Here is a 19310-nt window from a genome sequence, read left to right on the forward strand (position 1 = left end):
TCGTACCGATGCTCGTTGTGCTCAAATATCTGATTGGTTCGATAAACTCTTGTCTTGACTGAATGAACTTATTGTCCTTATTTACCAAGCGCGCCTGCTTGCGCATCCTGCACTTTTTTGGCCACAACCTCTGGGCTTGTACCCATTAACAATTCCTGAAGTCCGTTGTTGATCACTTCAACTGCAGCAGAGCTTAATTTGGAATCGTAAACCGGACTGATTTTAACATTTTTCATCAATTCATTCAGCTCAACGAATAAAGGATGTGCTTTGCTTTTATCTACATCAATCTTATAGCTGACCAATGTGCTGCTGCCCAGCGTTGCTTTTTGACCTTCAGGACCGGACAATGCATAAAATAGTTCCATTGCTGCATCTTTTCTCACACCTGTCAGCTTCTTGCTAACACCTAAGCCTGTTCCAACTACACCTGCTGTGGTTTGCGGATCGCCTTTGCCTCCATCAATCGCAGGAAGGATTGTTATGTGTGTTGTATCCAAAACTTCCTTCGGTGCATTGTTTACCAAATTCGCTGTTGCCCAACCGCCATCCATAAACATCGCGGCTTTTCCCTGGAAGAACAGCTGCATCATTTGATTCTCGTCGATTCCATTAAAGCCATCCTGGAACGCTTTGGATTTGCCCAGATCCTGAAGTACGGTCAAAGCTTTGATAAATTCAGGATCGGTAAATTTGGCGCCATTTTGAGCAGAGGCTTTTAAGAACCAGTCCGTCCCCGTTACACGATCACCGATTGTGCTGAAAATGGTCGATTGAACTACCCAGTTTGCTTTGTTACCTAATGCCATAGGAATAATGTTATTTTTGTTAAAGGTATCCATCACTGTTTTCAATTCATCCCAGGTTTTCGGTACCTTCACGTTGTATTTGTCGAAGATAGCCTGATTGTAGTAAATGAATGAGCTTGGAGCCAGGTTCATAGGAACAGAGTAAATCTTGCTATCCACCGTGTAGCCATCGAGAGCGTTTGGAATAAAGTTGTTTTTCCATTCCGGTTTGCTGTTCAAAAACTCATCAATAGGCTGCAGCAGCTTGCCATTCACGAATTCCTTGGTCATCGCATCCGGCCACATGACGAACAGGTCCGGCATTTCATCCGCAGCCGCTACTGTACGCAAACGTGTTTTCAAACCGTCTGTCGGCAACCCCTCCGCCTCCAGCTCGATCTCGGGATGCTGCGTTTTGAAATCATCGAGGATTTTACGCATGGCAATACCTTTGGCGTCCTGGCCTGTCCAGTTATGCCAAATCGACAGCTTCACTTTTTCTTTATTAGCCCCACCGGCCGCCGCACCTTTATCTTCTGTTGGTTGTCCCCCTGCACATCCGGCAAGCATGGACGCTGATACCATTGTAGTTAGAGCAATTTTGGTTATTTTTTTCATTTGTGTGATTCTCCCCTCTCGTTCTATTGTTCATTCTACAAGCTTCATTCTCATTCGGTAAGGGGAATATCATAAGCACAGGGGTAGAATAATATCAGGTTGGTCACATATCACCTTAAACAAAAAATAGGATGAAGCCCCGAGAGCCTCACCCTGTATGTAAATAGAATTGCCTGTCAGGCTGGAATTCATTCCACTTGAGCGACTAGAGACTGCTGCTGCTCCAGCCACTTCAGCACATCGCGGGTAACCTCTTCACGATTAATTTCATTCAGCATTTCATGCCTGCCATCCGGATACAGCTTGCAGGTAACCTGTTCGATGCCAAGCTGGTCATACATCCCTATCAGTTGAGGAATTCCTTTGCCCATGCCTCCAACCGGATCCCGATCACCGGCAAATATGTAAATTGGCAGCTGCTTGGGGATGCGTTCCATGTTGCTCTGAAGGTGAATATCAACTAATCCACGGAAGAAATCCCTGAAAAACCCTGCGGTAAATATCCCTCCACAATAAGGATCTGCTATATAACGATCAACCTCCGCTTCATCGCGGCTCAGCCAATCGCAACCCGTCCGGTTGGGACGGAATGGCTTGTTATAGCTGCCCAGCGACAGCTTCATCAAAAGTGGACTGCGGTGGTCACTGCCTTGCAGGGAAGCCAGCAATTGTGCAAGCATGATCCCTACTCTAAGGGTCGGTGGATGCTTGCCGTTTGTTCCTGACAGGATAACGCCCCTAACCTTATCGCTGTATGTATACATATATTGCTGCACCAGGAACGAGCCCATACTGTGACCAAGCAAATAGACAGGCGCGCCCGGATGCCTTTTGTCAATAATATCAGTCAGCTTCGCCATCGCCTCCGTCATTTTGGCAAATCCCTCGGTACCCGTAATACCCACCTGATTCGGATGTCCCGCTGTACATCCATGCCCCCTATGATCATTCGCATACACCTCGTAGCCCGCTTGTACTAAGGATCGAGCAAATCTCTCGTAACGTGCTGCCGTTTCCGCCATGCCATGAGCAATTTGAATAATGGCCCGGGGCTCTTGTCGATCTTCAAGGCTCCAATGATAGACGAATATCTCCAACTGATCGATATCCTTAAAAGTGAAAGTTTCCGTGTCCACAAATCATGCCCCCGCTCTTACTTCAGCTGCTGCTGTTCGATTAAGTCCATTATAAAGGAACGTACTTATATTTGCCTTATCCTATTAAAAGAAATCGTTTTTCACATCAAAATAACTGATTTGTCAGACAGGTGATGCTAATGTTAAGGTTTAAGTATATTATCCCACTATGCACAGTGGAAAATAAGGAATATATACAAGGAGGATATTTACCTATGTCACGAATTGCTAAAAACTTAACGGACTTGATCGGTAACACCCCTTTGCTTGAGCTGTCGAATTATAACAAACATCAACAGCTTGAGGCGAAACTTATAGCCAAGCTGGAGTATCTCAATCCAGCAGGCAGTGTCAAAGACCGGATCGGCTACGCGATGATCCAGGCTGCAGAGGAGCAAGGCCTTTTAAATAAAAATTCAGTCATCATCGAAGCAACCAGCGGCAATGCGGGAATTGCGCTCGCTTTCGTAGCTGCCGCCAAGGGATACAGGTTAATTATTGCTTTGCCGGAAACGTTCAGTCTGGAGCGAAGGAAGCTATTGACGGCTCTGGGTGCGGAACTGGTATTGACTTCAGGATCGGAGGGTATGCCAGGAGCGATGCGTAAAGCTGCAGAATTGGCTGCCCAAATACCGGATTCCTTCATGCCTCAGCAATTTGATAATCCGGCTAATCCGCAAATTCATCGTGTCACAACAGCAGAGGAAATTTGGCGGGATACAGAAGGCTCTGTAGATATTTTTGTCTGTGGAGTGGGGACAGGAGGTACGATTACAGGTGTTGGCGAGGTGCTGAAATCCAAAAAGCCTTCCGTGCAAATCATCGCAGTCGAGCCTTTTGATTCCCCTGTTCTATCTGGCGGTACCAAAGGCGCGCATAAGCTCCAAGGACTTGGGGCTGGTTTTGTCCCTTCGATCTACAAGCCGTCGGTCATTGATGGGATCATGGCAATCAAAAGTGAAGATGCCTTCGAAACAGCACGTTTATTGGCCAAAGCAGAAGGACTCGTTGTCGGGATTTCCTCTGGAGCTGCGGTTTACGCGGCTACCCAGATTGCCAAACGTCCTGAGCATACAGGCAAAACGATTGTAACCTTACTCCCGGATTCCGGGGAGCGCTATTTATCCACAAGTTTATTTCAAGAAAAATAGTACGAACTTGTCTCACCTCCCTACCATTCTCCGAGACAACCTGTCGGCCTCCCGAATACTGTGATGGTAGATTCGTTTAAGCCATAAGGAGGTCTACAAGTGAATCGGTCCGATGTGAAATCATACCGCTACCGTGTTGGTTAAAACCATTTTCTTGTTATTCACATTTATCAAACGGCGACGGCAAGCTCTGTACAAGGCAACGTTCTGGCAAGTAATGCCGTTAATGTGCACATTTCAAAAAAGCAAAAACGGCGTTAATTGGCAGAACACGGATAGGGATGTACCTCTGGAAGGAGGTGAGCGTTACTATGCAGCGTAAAACAGCAAATCGTCAAAAATGGGCCAAAGGAAATACCAAAGTCATTGTCAAGCAAGGTGCCAGAGCTACAATTGGTCAAGGTGGCAATGCTTTTGCTATCAATGCATCGGAAGTAGCTGTGGTCAGAGTTCGTCCTTAGCGGTGATTATATAATGGCTGTCTTCTAGTCTCGCTTTAGACTAAAGACAGCCATTTTATATGCTGAACTATATGCAGTTTATTCGCAAATGATAGCCTTTCGGATTTGGGTTCCCTCCCGTATTTCTGATATGATAGAAATCGGAGGTCGACATACGGATGGAATATCAAACAATCGATTATTGGGATGAACAGATTTGGAAGCAGGCGGCACCGATTTATAGACAAGCCTTTGACCCCGACAACAGCAAACCTACAACAATTATTCGCCGCTCCATTGAGAGAAAGCTGTGCCAGCTGCATATCGCCAGCAATCAGTCTGACATCATCGCCATGACGTTAACGGGTAAGCTGGAAGGGATCAACGGACTGCTTATCGATTACATGGCAGTTCGTGAGGATTCGCGCGGCCAGGGTATAGGCAAAATGTTTTTGGATTATATCATCGGGTGGTCCAGGTCTGCGCTGCAAAGTACAGGTGCTGTTATTGAAATCGAGTCCGAGGATAATGCTACCAATTTACAGCGTCTTCACTTCTGGCAGCATTACGGGTTTACACTAACCAGCTATGTTCACACCTACATTTGGGTTCCGGAGAAATATCAGGCCCTGTACCTGATTTGGCAGCCCGACAGCCAGATTCCCCAAGACGGGGAGGTACTATTCGAGCATATCTCACATTTTCACAACAGGGCCTATGCCAAGAAATAAGGCAGCTCATGTGCTAAAATTACATGCCTATATGATCGGATTTGGACATGAATCGATATTCCCTTCACTTGCATACGCAGTGTTGTTAATTTTCTTTAAGTTCCACTTCCATCTGTACCGTCGTACGATATTCAGATGGCGTCATACCCATCATTTTACGGAACACCTGTGTAAAATATTTGGCGTCCTGATAACCTACCAGGGGCGCTATTTGGTATACCTTGACATCCGTATTGCGCAGGATCGAGCAAGCGCGTTCGATTCGCAGCTTGGTCACATATTCGAGAAACGTAACCCCGCTCTCCTTCTTAAATAAAACGCAAAAGTGGCTGCAGCTGAGTCCGATGAACTCGGAAACCTCATCAATACTCAGATCATGATGAAACCGTCCGGATATATATTCGATGGCTTTTTGGATGGTACGAACCTCATCCTCACGAGCAGATACCCGTAGGGGTCGGCCCGTATGCTCCAGTAATGATTGTCTGAGCAGCAGCTCCAATTCATCAAGTGTCCCGCAAAGCGGAATATGTGAAATCAATTCCTTGATACGCATCAAGGGCTCCTCGCTTAAATCGCTCAATCGCCGGGAGATGCCAACAACGAGCTCTATCATCATCGCTGCGGCATCCTCCTGGCCTTTGCTCTTAGTACGAAGCTCGTTAATCAGTTCCTCCAGCAGCATGGATATTCTGCTGCGATCAAAGCCGGCAACCGCTTCGGTCAAACGCTGCTCCCAATGCAATAACGCAGCGGAGGCTGACCGATCAGCAGAGGCACCCCCGGCCTCCGCTTCCAGTAACCATGCGGAGGCTGCTGCCGTGTCGGCGTCCACATACACCCGCTCCCGGCCTCCGGTAAATCGGGCTAACAGCGCCTGCTGTGCGCTGCGATAACAAGCAAACAACGCATCCAGTCCCGAATGCTGTCTGCTGATCCCGACCGAGCAGGACAGCTTCGTGCATATTTTCACCAATGTGATGATTTCTCCGGCGGTATGCTCGGCCTCCTGCTTATTGCCGTTTTGTAGCAGCAGGACCCATTCCCCGCTTCGAAACGGAAATACGGTCAAGGCGCCGCGCTTGCCTCCGTATTCACTCAACACATTGCCAACTGCAAAAAACCACAATCTGCGGTCCTCCTGGCTCCAGCGATTCACTTCCAGCGTATCATCAAAGCCAACAACAAGCATCACATACGGATGCTCCAAATCCCAGCCCTGCAGCCAATAAGACGGATTATACGGCTTGTTGTTCCCCTCCAACATGCTGCTGATCAGCCTTTCTCTGAGCAAGCTGGATAAAGCCTGTGCAGAGCGGTTCAAGTAATCTTTCTCCGATTGGCGTTCAGCCTCCTGCTCCAGCCTGCTCCTGGCCTCTCGCATCACGTTCTCAAGCTCTTCATGATCGACAGGCTTAAGCAAATAATCAGAAGCGCCATATCGAAGCGCTTCTCTGGCATATTCAAATTCCCCATACCCGCTGAGCAGGACGAAAACTAATGAAGGCTGCTGATGCAGCGCTTCCTTCATCATCGAAATCCCATCCATAACCGGCATTCGTATGTCGCTGATCACAATGTCCGGTCTGTGAGCTTGAATCAGCTGCAATCCCTGCTCACCATTTGCCGCTTCTCCCACGATTTGCATCTGCATTTCCTCCCAAGGCAAAGCCACCTTCAAGCTGCGCAGAATAATCGGCTCGTCATCAACAAGAACCACCTTATAGATGCTGGGCAATGGAAAACACCTCCTTTGGACACACTCTTGTTACGGGTTATTTGCCAATCAGCTCATAGTATTGCTGCAGCTGAGCTTCCAGCCTTTGCAGCGCTTCCTGTGCCGACACATTGCCAGCAATCAGCTGCTCGGCGACCTGAAAAAACGGCTCCTGCAAAGCAGGTGGCAGCGCATTATCATATGGAACAAAGGCTGTAGGCGATGCCTCCAGCAAATCGACAATTTGCTTGAATACCGGTCCGGTCCGGTGATAATCAACCGCTATTTTCATAGCTGGCAGCCGGAAGCTTTCATATACAATTCGCCTCTGCACATCCGGGGCATAAATAGCCTTCACCAAATCGAGCGCTGCTCGGCGTCGTTCACCCTCAAGATTGGCCGATAGGCCCAGACCAAAGGTGTAGCCTCTGGCCAGACCAACCGATGCCTCCTTCGGTCCCGACAGGACAGGAAAATTGAAGACCCCTACCTTGTCGGCAAACCCTGGTGTGGAATTTTCACCCTGAAATAAATTAAGCTCCCAGCTGCCGCTCAGGAACATTCCGGCCTTGCCATCCAAAAACAGTTTCTCGGCATAATCAATACTGCGTGTATCCGACATCGTCGGGAATGGACTAAGTTTGGCGAATTCAAGAAAACGCTCTGTCGCCTGCTCATAATCGGCATTCATGAAGCTGCCTTTTCCTTTCACAATCTGATCGATCACTGCAGACCCCGCAAACCGCTGCAGGAAGTAATGATAATGCATCGCCCCAGGCCAGCGCTCCTGATTGCCTAACGAGAATGGAACCAGCCCTGCTGCTTTCAGCCTGGTGATCACCTGCACGAGCTGGTCCCAATTGGTGGGAACAGACAGGCCCAGCTCGGCAAACAACTGCTTGTTATAATATACCGGCTCAACAAAGCCTTCGATCGGAAGGCCATACACCCCACTGCCGAACCTCCAAAGGCTCAGATCGTAAAAGCCGTCGTCCATGCTGTTCTCTTTCAGAAAACCCGACAAATCCAGCAGACGCCCTGCACGTGCATAAGGCTCGATTTCAGCGCCGCTGAACAACACAAAAATATCCGGGGGATTGCCTGTCACCATCTCACTTTTCAAGCGCTGCTCGCGGTGAACGGTTTGATCCAATCCTTCAAAGTCAACCCGCACGTTCGGATGGTCCAGCTCGAATTGCTTGATGACTTCAGATACGATCTTTAACATCTGGGCGTTGTGCTCCTGAATCCAGACATGACGAAAGCTCAGCTTGATCTTTTCTGTAGCCTGAGGCCGTGATTCAGAGGAACAGCCAGCTCCTTGTACGATCAGAATGCTTATAAATATTCCAGCCAAAAGCGCACGCATCCGTCCTCTTAATAGAGAGCAGTTCCACAGCCCACAACGCAGTTTGTCAAAGGACTTGTTCATGGTCCCGCACCTCCCTGGCTGTCCGCTAATATCCGCGGCATCCGAATCCGTACAATCGTGCCTTCACCACGGGTCGAGCAGACCATAATTCCATAGCTGCCGCCAAAACGAATCCGCAGTCGATCATGCACATTTTTCATGCCTACACCGCGATGCCTCGTCTTGTCCGTGCTCTGCTGCCGTCCGGCAAACAGCTCCTCCAGCCTGTTTGGTTCAATCCCGTGTCCGTTGTCCGCCACTTCCACAACAAGATCGTTCCCGACCTCCATGACACGGATACGAATAACACCTTGCTCCTGCATCGGTTCGATTCCGTGATAGAGCGCATTTTCCACAATGGGCTGGACAATCAGCTTCAGCGTCAGGTGTCTTTTCCATATGTCCGGCAGCTCCATTTCATAATTCAACTTATCGCCAAAACGGCACATTTGGATAAACAAGTAATGCTTGACATGCTCCAGCTCGGTAGCAATCGGAACCAGCTCCTGGGTTTCACTGATACTGATCCGCAGCAGCTTGCCGAGTGAAATCACCAGTCTGCTGATTTCCTTATTACCTTGAAGCACGGCCATTGAATTGATCGTTTCCAGCGAATTATATATAAAATGTGGATTGATCTGTGCCACAAGCGCTTGCATCTCTGCTTCCTTCTTCCTCTCCTGCTCCACTTCCACCCGCCGGATCAGCTCCTGAATTTGACCGCTCATCCGGTTAAAGCCCCGCACCAATAACCCTGATTCGTCACGGTACACCTCACTGCCCTGTCTGACCTCCGTGAATTTGCCCGATTCTGCCAATCGCAGCGCTTTCACAACTGAAATGATCGAATGCACCAGCTTACGAATAAACAGGACATCAAATAATATCACACTGAGCAGAGCAAAGACGAGCAGACCGAGCGCCAGATTACGGATCCCAGCGGTTTCCGCGTACATTTGATTCAGTGGTGTCAGAGCAACCAAATACCACCCGGAAATTTGGGAGGGATAATAGGTAATAAAGGTTTCCTGGCCCTCATAGGTGTCCACATAAGCGTGACGCTCCTCATGAGACTGTAGAAATGGAAAAGAAAGCTGTTTCCCCAGATGCTGACCTGACTTGCTGAACAGCACCAAGCCCTGCTGGTTCACAACCAGCATCTCGCCTTCCTTAATCGTCCCCGCTTCCCAGAAAACATGATCAACTGCATCCGTCTTCACCGTCAATACGAGGGTTCCGATGTCATCGAGTGAATAATAATCCTTAATCGTACGCACATGGGTAAGCTGCTGATCGGAGGCTGTTGAATTTTCAAAAGGACCGAGCCATAAAGGCCGTCCATTCAAAGCTCTCATTTGCCCATACCAAGGCTGCTGCTTCAGCATCTCATAGGTTGCCGCCGGAGCTGCTCTGGAGCTGTGAACCAGCTCATTTTGATTATATAAGGTCAAAGACGTTATTTTCGGATGGGATAAAAGCAGATTGTTCAACTCGGTAAGCAATTGACGACTGGCAGCCCCTTCACTTTCCCGAAGCTCTCCCGTATACTTGCGCTTCAAAAATTGCTGTATAACCGGTTGGGTAATACTCAAGTCCGAGATCACATTCATTTCGTTCAACGCATACTGGATTTTGCGGTCCGTTTCCAGCAGACTGTTAGCGTAAAAATTCTCCGTTTGCTTTTCGATAGCTCCGTTAAACAGCTTGTAGGTAATGCTGCCCATCAGCACAATTGGAATAAACACAAGCAATATAACGCCCAGCATAATTTTATGGCGCAGCGACATAACGAATCCTCCAGAGTTGTTGCATATCGTACTTACACATTCTCACCGGAGGGGGGATATCCTGCTGCGCCGCTTGTAAACATTTCAGCTTTTTACAGCTCCTGAGGTTAAGCCCGATATAAACCAGCGGCTAAATAGCGCAAATACGATTAATAAAGGAAGTGTTGCGAAGAACGTAGCTGACATAATCATCCCATAGTCAATTGAATCGTTGCGGCTGAACAGCTGCTGCAGCGCAATCTGAATCGTAAAATTCTCATTGTTCTTAAGCACAACCAACGGCCAGAAAAAGTCATTCCACGTATTTAAAAAAGTGAAAATACCAAGTGTCGCCAACGCGGGTACGATGATCGGCAGCACGATCCGCCAATACGTATTGAAATATCCGCTGCCATCGATCCGGCTTGCCTCCAGAAGCTCCGTGTGAATACTGGACATAATATATTGACGCATCCAGAAAATCCCAAATGCTGAAACCATACTGGGCACAATAATGGCTTTATACGAATCAATCCACGACAGCTTCGCCATCAAAATATAGTTCGGCAGCACACTCAGCTGCTGAGGGACGAGCAGAGTCCCAAGGACGAGCACAAACAGCAGCTTTTTTCCTGGAAATTCAAATTTGGCAAATGCAAAGCCCGCCAATGAACAAAAGAACAGTACGGAAACCGTAGTCGTACCTGATACGATAAACGAGTTCCAGAGCGCCCTGAAAAAAATAATCCGCTCCAGCGCATGTGAGAAATTAGCGATAAGCTCCGGTCCAGGGACAATAGCGGGCGGGATTTGGTACACCGCATCTCTCGTTCGGGTTGAGATCACCAGCATCCAATAAAAGGGATAGGCCGAAGCGAACGCTCCTGCAGCCAGCAGGATATAAATAATGATTCGTGAAATGATGTTTTGTTTTTCTCCTACCGGCATTACGCTTCTCCTCCCATACGTTTGGACAACCAGGTATTCAGTAATGAAAAAATGACGGTGAACATAAATAAGATGACGGCCGTTGCAGCCGCAGTGCCAAAGAATGAATTACGGAATGCTTCCGTATACAAATAAATCACCATCGTAATGCCCTCCGCGCGGGTGGAGCCTGAGCCTCCCTGACTTAAGAACACATAGGGCTCGGTGAATAGCTGAATACTGCCAATCGTTGAAATCAGCACAGTAAATAAAATAAACGGTTTAAGCAGCGGGACTGTGATATGTGTAAACAATTGACGACGGTTGGCTCCATCGATACGTGCGGCTTCGTATAAATCGCCGGGAATGCTTTGCAGGCCCGCCAGAAATATAATCGCGTTATAGCCGGTCCAGCGCCATATGACCATCGTCGCGATCGCTGTCTTCAGCGGCCAGTCCTGAATATTCCATGCATAAGGTCCCATTTCCAAAAATGAAACCAAATAATTGGCCATGCCTTTATTGGCAAATGCTGCGCTAAAAATCATCGTAACCGCAACAATGGAAGTCACATTTGGCAAAAAATAAATAGCTCTCAGCAGCTTCGTTCCTTTAATAAAAGCGGAATTCAAGGCCACAGCAAGAATGAGTGCCAGAATGAGCTGTGGAATCGTACCCAGGCCGCCCATAATAAACGTATTGCCGACTGAGGTCCAAAAGGTCGGATCGGTCAAAACAAGCTCAAAATTTTTCAAGCCGACAAACTTCATATCCCCCATACCGTTCCACTTGTACATGGACAAATAAAATGTAAAAAAGATCGGATAAATTCCAAATATCGCGAACAGCACAAAAAATGGTGATATAAACAGATAAGCCGCCAATCGGCTTCTTCGCCGCTCGGTGAGCCATGGACGCGCAGCAGCTCCGGCGGTGGGTGCAACAGCATGGATGTTCATTTGATCGCTCCTATAAGGGAGCAGATTCACCATATACGATGAACCTGCGCCCTCCAGATATTCGTCCAGCAATTAACTGCGTTTATTCAGTTCTTTGATCTTCTTAATCGCACTATCCCACTCTGCTTGCGGATCGCTGCCTTTTTGCTGGACATTGCTCAGACTTTCTTTGAAAATGCTGTCTGTTGCATCATGCAGCTTGCCATAGCGGATCGGTTTGACGCTTTTTGTAGCTTTGGCAAATTCAACAGAAATCGCTTGGTTATTATAGAAGGAATCTTTAAGCTCTTTAAACTTGGCCTCTTCATAAACTGCAGGAATTGATGGCATCAGACCATTCGAGATGTACGATTTGAGCTGTCCATCCTTACTGTCCATCCATGAGATAAATTCATAGGCTTCCTTGGCATTTTTCGATTCCTTGGGAATACTCAGGAACGAACCGCCCCAGTTGCCAGCGCCTTCAGGCATTTGCGTAATCATCCATTTACCCGTTGCATCCTTGGCATTTCCTTTAATAACGCCACTCATCCATGCCGGAGCCAGCATGACAGCAAATCCGCCATCATTCGTTTCTTTTGCCCATTCCGGTGTCCAGAGCACGTTTTTGCCTACCCAGCCTTCTTTAATCCCTTTTACCGTAAAGTCATAGGCTTTTTTCACTTGCGGGTTTTTATCGCCAATGAATTCATCATTATTGTTGTAAAAGATTTCGTTGCCTTGATCCCGCAGACCATTAAACAGCAATCCAGGTATATCTACAAAGGTTTTTCCTGTTTTTTGCTTGAACTTGTTTGCAGTTTCGGCAAATTTGTCCCAGGTTGCAATTTCTTTGTAAAATTCCTCAGGCTTACTCGCAATGCCCGCTTGCTCCAGCAAGTCGGTGCGATAATAAACGACAGTTGGACCTACGTCCGTTGGCAAGCCAAGCTGGAATTTACCATCCGTGGAGGAAGCTTGCTTCCATTTCCAATCCAGATAATTTCCTTTCAGGCTGCTTGCGCCAAGATCGTTCAAATTATTGAACTTATCCTTCGCCTCCATGAACTTTTCCAGAAAAGCAATCTCCACCATGAAAATATCCGGTGCACCCTTGTTCGCAGACAGCGCCGTTAACATATTATTGTGATGAGCCGTTTGGTCGGCTGTGTTTTGAATTTTGATCGTGACGTTAGGCTTAACCGCCTTATACTCCTCAGCCAGCTTCTCATAGCCGTTAGTGCCCAAAGACCAAAATGTAAGCTCCACAGGCTTGTCTGTTTTGGCTTCGGTCTTGGCGTCTGTGGCACCTGTGGATTTGGCTGGCTCGGCGGCAGGCGTAACACCGCTGCTGCAGGCGGCCATTGAAGCGGCAAGCAGCAGCGCTACCCCTGCTGTTGACATTTTTGTTGCTAATTTCATTCGAATATTCCCCTTTCAATCTAGTGATCATCTTGACCTCTTTATCGTAAGGGATGCGCGATTATTTGCCGAGGTGGCAATCCTTCGATCTTAGGTTGAAATTAAGATGATGGGAAATAGGGATTCGGACATCACATTAAAAAGAACCAGCATTCCACCTCAATAAAGGGGGAATGCTGGTTCTTGATTGCTTGCCTGAGCAAATATAGAAATCAATTGACTCTGGTTAGCATGATTTTATCATTAGCCAAAGTATAATTACCGCTGCTTGGATCTTTACCTGTAATTTGAAATTTAAACTGCTTGTTTCCTGCCGAGCTGAACGTCACATTGCCCAATCCAACGACCGAATAACCCTCTACACTTTGATACTGATCTACAGGATTCCCCTGAACAGCACCATCGATATACAATTGCGACGTGCCACGGTCGGGATGCTTTTTAACCCGTGCACTCACTGTGTAGGTTCCAGCCGTTGGAACATTGACCGTGTACTCCACCCAGTCTCCCACTGCGTTTAAGTTGCCATAGCCTAATGCACCACCGCTGGCGGCGGAATCGCTGCCAATTGCCGTGGTATCTCCTGCTGATACGGTTGTAGTCAGGCTCTCGAATTCATAATTAAGCGGTTCCTTTTTAGCCCTCTAGAAGACTTGGACAGCGCACCCCTTAATCCAATACAATATTAAGTAGACGGAGGGGAACGTTATGAAACGTGTGCAATATGATCTTAATTTCAAGATGGAAATCATTCGAAAAGGGAAAGAGATTGGGAATTTTACGGCCGTAGCCCGGCAGCATGAACTGGATCCCAAGATGGTCTTGCGATGGGCCAAAGAATTGAACCGTAAAGATGTGGACCAGTTGGACGGAGCCAGCAAGAGGCAAACCGCTTTTATCCCTACGGCTGAAGATTTCAAGCAACTTGAGCATGAGAATGAAAAACTGAAGAAGCTATTAGCGGAACAAGCCCTGGAAAGGGAAATTCTCAAAGACCTGCTAAAAAAACGAACCCCAACTTGCGGATAAAATAGAGATTGCCCAGAAGTACATCGGCCAAGGGTACGGTACTGCCTTCGTGCTCCGTGTGTTGGAAGTCGAACGCTCAACTTATTACACACATGTGAATAAAGCCGAAAAGAAACCGATCCACAGGGTCGGCCGACCTGCACCTGGTTACTCTTATCGATGCGACGGCAAGCCTGTTAGCGATGAACAAATCGATGAATGGCTGATGGAGTTCCTGGCTGGTGAAGGGGCTAATTATGGCTACCGTAAGCTCACAGTGCTGTTAAAAAGACGCCACCAGCTTGTGATTAACAAGAAGAAAGTGTACAGGCTGTGCAAGCGTATGGAGGTTCTGAGGCCACAGCGCAAGCTGAAAATGAAGCATCCAAGAAGGCTGGCGAACAACCGAGTCCTTACAGATTCTAATCAGCTCTGGGAAACGGATATTAAGTATGGCTGGATTGCTGGCGAGCGTCGATTCTTCTTCATTATGTGCATCCTAGACATATTTGACCGTGCGGTGATTACGTACCACCTAGGATTAACCTGTGAGGCGAAGCACCTGGTACAGATCACCCAGGAAGCCCTGATGAAGCGTCAACTCTTTGATAAACCCAAGGAAGAGAAGCCCTTCATACGCTCGGATAACGGCCCACAGTTCATTAGCCACCTGTTTGAACAGGCCTGGGAAACGTTCGGAGTTATCCATGAACGGATCCCACCAAGGACGCCAAACAAAAATGCACATATTGAATCTTTCCATTCGATATTAGAGGCAGAATGCTATGGGCGTCATGAATTTGAGACCTATCATCCACAGACTTACGAGATCGTCACGCAATTCATTCAAGCCTACAACCAGCAACGGATCCATGGGAGTATTTACGACCTATCGCCCTATGAATACCTCGATGCCTTGAAGAAAAATCTTGTAAAACCTAAGCCTGTTAAGGTATAAACCAAGAGAAATGAAGCTAATGGGAATAATTTTAAGGAATTCTATGCAATCGGCTGGTTAAGAGGTGTAGTGTCCAGCATAAGGGTGTTCAGCCGTTATCGTTCCCTGTAGCTTAATCTTAAAAAGCTATAATTTTCAGAAGGATGAAGTTTGTTTAACAGTAGACCATTGGATATGTGGAAACTGGTCATCATTAACTGTAACTGCTCCAACGCAAACATTTGTCTGAACAGGATTTTCAAGATAATGCTCAATTGTAAACCTAATTGCTTTTGAAGTTTTCAAGTTCAACAGTTCACTCTTATGAATCCAAAACAATTCTCCCTCATCTGAGGGGATAAAGTTACTATGGGTCGTCTCTCCAAAATAAACGTATTGTTGCCTGATTTCACCGCTACTATGAATACTACATCATACCGAGGGAGTTTAATAAAAAAATGCCCCACAGACGGGCTATGGGGTTAAGATATTTAAAAAGGGAGCAACTCTTATTATAGTTACATTTATTAATTCACCGTAATAAGATGATTTAAAGTTTATTACAAACTACTGTCACTCTTTTTGTTGTGGTACTCTCCCTTGGTTACTCATAAATTTGCCAAAAGTCAAAAATGGACCGATAAATTTGCCCTGAGTTCACATTTGATTGCTCTAAACGAAATTTAATAAAGAAAATGGCTTCGAAATTGCTTGGGCCCTTCCCTTTCTAAAGGGTGAAACATAATAAAAACCCAGTAAAATCAAGCCATTTTTTGAAATCGGCAAACTTATAGTTCCACGCACTGTAAACATTTGAGTAAAGTCACAGTTGTTTATGTAACTTAACCCATATTTTTGCCGCTTTAGAGAGGTTATGCTTCCAATTTCATGTGGCAACCTTATGCTTCCAAACATCACCAAAGTTAATAAGTAGTTTATTGCAGCGGTTACAACTCTATGATTATGAATCCTTCTTTATTTTTTGTTTCATTTTTGTCTTAGTAGGGTCACCCTCCACGAACAACAAAAAAGTACTTAGTCATGACAAAAAAATCAAAACTGAGTACTTCCCAATGCATTTATCGGAATTTATTATTGCAAACTTTTTTAATATAGTTTCGTAGACTTTCTTCTAATTATTCCTTTATGCAGCTGTCCATCGAAAATATCAAAATCTATCTTCATAGAATTTGAGTATCATCGAGAAAAATTAATTCAATACCAGATTGTTCAATTGACTGAACAACTTTGTTTGTCATAGAAGATAATGAGAGGTTATTATGATAATTAACATGCAAGAGCTCAAATCCCTTGTTGTTATGCGGTTTTCAGTCTAAAATTTGACGTTCAGCAAGTTCTAATTATTGTTCATATTATAACTTGTTAAAGATTCATTTAAAATTTCTTAAGGCTTCAAGATTTTTTTGGACCTTCACGTTATCATTACCGAAGACAAGGATAAACAAGCGATAAAGAGTCCTCATACTATTCGGCAAGGTGTATTTCGCAAAAGTGTAAACTATAAAACCTGTATTCTTATCCTTTATCAACACTTCCTGTAACCTTATATATATAGCGGGAAAATCAACAGGTTTTTCGATCTCAAAGTTCACAAAATTGCTAACGATATGCTGATAAACTGGGACTAGTTGTTGTACGATTGGAAGCAGATACGTTACTTGTGTAAAACGGGCGTTTACTTCAATAATAGGGATCAAATTTCCTTCCGAATCAATAATAGAATCTACACCACATATTCCGCGGTACCCCGTCTTTCTCAAAATTGTCCCTAATCGCGTCATTTCATTACGATAAACTTCCAAGATTTCTGTAGAATAGGTAGGTGTGAAGCATGTCCCCTGATAAACTGCATTTTCATCAATTTGTTGTTCAGTAATCGCCAAAATCTCAATTCGATTTTTATCGACCCACAGCTGGCAGTTTATATTATGCCCGATAGGATGCCACCCTTCTAACAGCAATTCGAACTGTTTGCTTCTCCGGAGAATGAATCGCTGTAAAACCTCAAATGATTTATCGCCATCAATTATTTTTAAACCTTTGCCTGATGACCCATAAGGAATTTTCAGTATACATTTTTTGAACCCTGCAATTCTTAGTGAATGATAAGCATTCTGAAGTTCAGCAGCATTCGTGCAAAAATACCCTTTTGTCACGTTAAATCCGTTGGTTATCGCCATTTTGCGGGTAGCAAATTTGTTGTTGATTCTCTTAACCAGATCAAGATGACTTCCGAATATCCGGGCTTCGGGAATAGAATGTACTAGCTCTTCGGTTTCTTCGGAAACGATATATGGAACCAATATAGAATTCTGAAAATTTGAAGCCATATTTTCAGATAATTTTAAATCAGGTACCTGAACAATATTAGGGAGACGGACCCCCTGTTCTCGCAAATATTCCAAAAACTGCTCATCCGATTTATGACAGAAAAAAACTGTATCTCTTTCATCAGCGATAAATAACAACAGTTGCTCCTGTTGATAGACAAGTTCCAACTTCTGCACATCTGTAACGGAAGGGAACACGGCACAATCGTTCCACCTTTGTTCCTGGTTGATATTGAAAAGCCACACAAGGTTAGCACCGTTAATCAACTCTCTGGGATTGATCATCTTTGGTCACCAGTTTCCTTTTCACAAGATCGGCAACAAGTTGGATTGTTGCGAAATTTTCGAATAACAATTCTTTATCTTCAAACATGATATCAAAAGCGTCTTCCAATTCTACTACCAATATGACGGTTTTCAAGGAATCCAAGCCATATGTGAACAAATCCTGATCAACAGGAATGATTGTATCATGAATCTCTAGAATTTCTCTGATTTTTTCCTCAGTCGCTCTCATCACGAAGTCTACTGGCATGATTAAACTCCTTACGTTTATAAATAATGAGATCTTCGAAATTCGGTCGGTGTCATTTCGTAATATCTCTTGAAAATATCGGCAAATTGAGACCCTGAAATGTAACCTAGTCTGATAGCGATTTCACCAACGCTAAAATCTGTTTCACGCAACAAATTTTTCGCTTTAAACATTTTCAGCTTTTGCAGATGTTTAATCGGTGAGATTTTAAAAACTTTGGAATAGGTGTTACTCAAGTATATCGGGTTGCATTGGATCATATCGGCCAGGTCTGTTAAAGTTAGAGGACGTGTAAAATGATTTCGTATATAACGATTGATTATGATCAATCTAGTATCAATATGACCGATCGGAGTCTGGGTCTTCACTGGACAAATCTCGTTAGAATTCGTTATCGTATCGAATAGAGATTTGTTTTGAAGTGTTATTGTTCGTAAAAGAAGATCCATATTTGTTTGATTCTTTTTGAGAATCAAGGATAACAGTTGCCTTGTTACTTCGGTGTGTTCCTTTAAAACAACAGGATACATCATATTATGAGGTTGTTCCTCCAACTGAAAAACCACCCCGCGGATACTTGCCAGCGCTTCAGGATCAACATTTACAATGCGAAACTTTTGACCGATAACCATTTGTCCGGGAGCAACTCGTTCCTTAAACTTCCTCCATTCCACGCTAACAGGTGACAGCGCCTCAACGAAAACGTAGCTTCTCTCGTCGGCATGCCACTGAACAAAACTACCCGGTGCGAAATACTCGCACATTTTTAAGGAATGAATGATGAGTTTCATAGGATCACCTACGTCGAATTATTTTCAGTGTATTACTATTTCTTCGATATTTTTGCCGAAATGCAGTCGAGTAAACCAGAGCAATATTCCGACCATTCACTTCGGTTATTATTCAGCTCCAAACAATCAAACGTCAAAAAAACGATAGTTTGTACAGAGATCTCCTCTGTTTTTCAGCCAAATCGAGAAGTCCTTCAATATAGATTGATTGCGAAAAAGAGCCGAAAGAAGTGTGGCTTACGATCGGGCATGAAAGTTTACATCGACTCTATGATGCTTCATGAGAAAGAGTTTGATCAGCCGCTTCGCCAAGTGTTTCAGGTAATCGCATCGAACTCTACCGTGATCACGGCACAAGCGAGCAATACCACAGCGAGATCAAGACTGATATTGACCTAAAACGACTCCCGGCCGGCAAGTTTGCGACGAACAATTTGATCTTGATGCTGGATTGTCCGCGTACAACATTCTCTGTCTGATCGGTCACTGGAGCTTGGAAGTTTTGCTCCGATCCACAACAATTTTAGCGTAGACGCATTCGTACGGCCATTCAAAACCTAATCTATCTTGCCACACGCCATGTACGACATGCTCGTCAGGTCAAAATTCGCTTTGGTTCGTACAGTCCTTGGTTTCAAACACT

18 protein-coding genes are annotated in these 19310 nt (G+C 45.3%); 6 read left to right on the forward strand and 12 right to left on the reverse strand.

Annotated elements, in window-relative coordinates; translation table 11 throughout:
* Positions 1–77: 77 nt before the first annotated feature.
* Both LRL21_RS28340 and LRL21_RS28345 read right to left on the reverse strand, forming a co-directional pair.
* Positions 78–1406 carry an extracellular solute-binding protein gene (locus LRL21_RS28340; protein ID WP_240419127.1) on the reverse strand — a complete coding sequence of 443 codons (1329 nt, stop codon included), beginning with the start codon at positions 1404–1406 and terminating at the stop codon, positions 78–80.
* A gap of 188 nt (positions 1407–1594) precedes the next feature.
* Entirely contained in the window at positions 1595–2542 is a 948-nt protein-coding gene (locus LRL21_RS28345) for an alpha/beta hydrolase (RefSeq protein WP_240419128.1), read from the reverse strand.
* A 215-nt stretch (positions 2543–2757) separates the two neighbouring features.
* Between LRL21_RS28345 and cysK the strand changes: the two genes are divergently transcribed.
* The 3 genes from cysK to LRL21_RS28360 all read left to right on the forward strand — a co-directional run bounded on the left by cysK (position 2758) and on the right by LRL21_RS28360 (position 4864).
* Entirely contained in the window at positions 2758–3693 is a 936-nt protein-coding gene (gene cysK, locus LRL21_RS28350; RefSeq protein WP_240419129.1) for a cysteine synthase A, read from the forward strand.
* A 311-nt stretch (positions 3694–4004) separates the two neighbouring features.
* A complete protein-coding gene (locus LRL21_RS28355; RefSeq protein ID WP_240419130.1) occupies positions 4005–4154 on the forward strand; it encodes a hypothetical protein in 150 nt (49 codons plus the stop codon).
* Positions 4155–4312: 158 nt separating this feature from the next.
* Complete coding sequence (locus tag LRL21_RS28360) at positions 4313–4864, forward strand: GNAT family N-acetyltransferase (protein WP_240419131.1); 552 nt, start codon at positions 4313–4315, stop codon at positions 4862–4864.
* 85 nt (positions 4865–4949) lie between these two features.
* Here the strand turns inward: LRL21_RS28360 and LRL21_RS28365 are convergent, their stop codons facing one another.
* The 7 genes from LRL21_RS28365 to LRL21_RS28395 all read right to left on the reverse strand — a co-directional run bounded on the left by LRL21_RS28365 (position 4950) and on the right by LRL21_RS28395 (position 13650).
* Positions 4950–6602, reverse strand: coding sequence for a response regulator (locus LRL21_RS28365; RefSeq protein WP_240419132.1), 1653 nt, complete (start codon positions 6600–6602; stop codon positions 4950–4952).
* Between the two features lie 37 nt (positions 6603–6639).
* Positions 6640–8013: an ABC transporter substrate-binding protein gene (locus tag LRL21_RS28370; RefSeq protein ID WP_240419133.1), complete on the reverse strand. Its 1374-nt coding sequence runs from the start codon at positions 8011–8013 to the stop codon at positions 6640–6642.
* On the reverse strand, positions 8010–9779 hold the full coding sequence (locus LRL21_RS28375; RefSeq protein WP_240419134.1) for a cache domain-containing sensor histidine kinase: 1770 nt from the start codon (positions 9777–9779) through the stop codon (positions 8010–8012). Before LRL21_RS28375 ends, LRL21_RS28370 begins: the two co-directional genes overlap by 4 nt.
* An 84-nt stretch (positions 9780–9863) precedes the next feature.
* A complete protein-coding gene (locus LRL21_RS28380; RefSeq protein WP_240419135.1) occupies positions 9864–10706 on the reverse strand; it encodes a carbohydrate ABC transporter permease in 843 nt (280 codons plus the stop codon).
* Positions 10706–11644 carry a carbohydrate ABC transporter permease gene (locus tag LRL21_RS28385; protein ID WP_240419136.1) on the reverse strand — a complete coding sequence of 313 codons (939 nt, stop codon included), beginning with the start codon at positions 11642–11644 and terminating at the stop codon, positions 10706–10708. The genes LRL21_RS28380 and LRL21_RS28385 overlap by 1 nt, the downstream gene beginning before the upstream one ends.
* A gap of 72 nt (positions 11645–11716) precedes the next feature.
* Positions 11717–13045 (reverse strand): ABC transporter substrate-binding protein, encoded by a 1329-nt coding sequence (locus LRL21_RS28390; protein ID WP_240419137.1) that lies wholly within the window; start codon positions 13043–13045, stop codon positions 11717–11719.
* A 212-nt stretch (positions 13046–13257) separates the two neighbouring features.
* Entirely contained in the window at positions 13258–13650 is a 393-nt protein-coding gene (locus tag LRL21_RS28395) for a carbohydrate-binding protein (protein WP_275900948.1), read from the reverse strand.
* 103 nt (positions 13651–13753) lie between these two features.
* Here LRL21_RS28395 and LRL21_RS45815 point away from each other — a divergent pair, with 103 nt between their 5' ends.
* A complete protein-coding gene (locus LRL21_RS45815; RefSeq protein WP_275900933.1) occupies positions 13754–14074 on the forward strand; it encodes a transposase in 321 nt (106 codons plus the stop codon).
* Positions 14075–14081: 7 nt separating this feature from the next.
* Positions 14082–15011 carry an IS3 family transposase gene (locus LRL21_RS28410; RefSeq protein ID WP_338044691.1) on the forward strand — a complete coding sequence of 310 codons (930 nt, stop codon included), beginning with the start codon at positions 14082–14084 and terminating at the stop codon, positions 15009–15011.
* 1370 nt (positions 15012–16381) lie between these two features.
* On the opposite strand, the gene LRL21_RS28415 is transcribed toward LRL21_RS28410, so the two are convergent.
* From LRL21_RS28415 to LRL21_RS28425, 3 genes are read right to left on the reverse strand one after another with little or no spacing between them, the layout of a single operon-like run.
* A complete protein-coding gene (locus LRL21_RS28415; RefSeq protein WP_240419140.1) occupies positions 16382–17626 on the reverse strand; it encodes an ATP-grasp domain-containing protein in 1245 nt (414 codons plus the stop codon).
* Positions 17601–17876, reverse strand: a complete 276-nt coding sequence (locus LRL21_RS28420) for an acyl carrier protein (RefSeq protein ID WP_240419141.1) — start codon at positions 17874–17876, stop codon at positions 17601–17603. Before LRL21_RS28420 ends, LRL21_RS28415 begins: the two co-directional genes overlap by 26 nt.
* A 17-nt stretch (positions 17877–17893) precedes the next feature.
* Positions 17894–18667, reverse strand: a complete 774-nt coding sequence (locus tag LRL21_RS28425) for an AraC family transcriptional regulator (RefSeq protein WP_240419142.1) — start codon at positions 18665–18667, stop codon at positions 17894–17896.
* Between the two features lie 249 nt (positions 18668–18916).
* Here LRL21_RS28425 and LRL21_RS28430 point away from each other — a divergent pair, with 249 nt between their 5' ends.
* Positions 18917–19066, forward strand: a complete 150-nt coding sequence (locus LRL21_RS28430; protein ID WP_240419143.1) for a hypothetical protein — start codon at positions 18917–18919, stop codon at positions 19064–19066.
* Positions 19067–19310: the final 244 nt, after the last annotated feature.

Origin of the sequence: Paenibacillus periandrae (assembly GCF_022458865.1) — a bacterium.
Classification (GTDB): Bacteria; Bacillota; Bacilli; order Paenibacillales; family NBRC-103111; genus Paenibacillus_S; species Paenibacillus_S periandrae.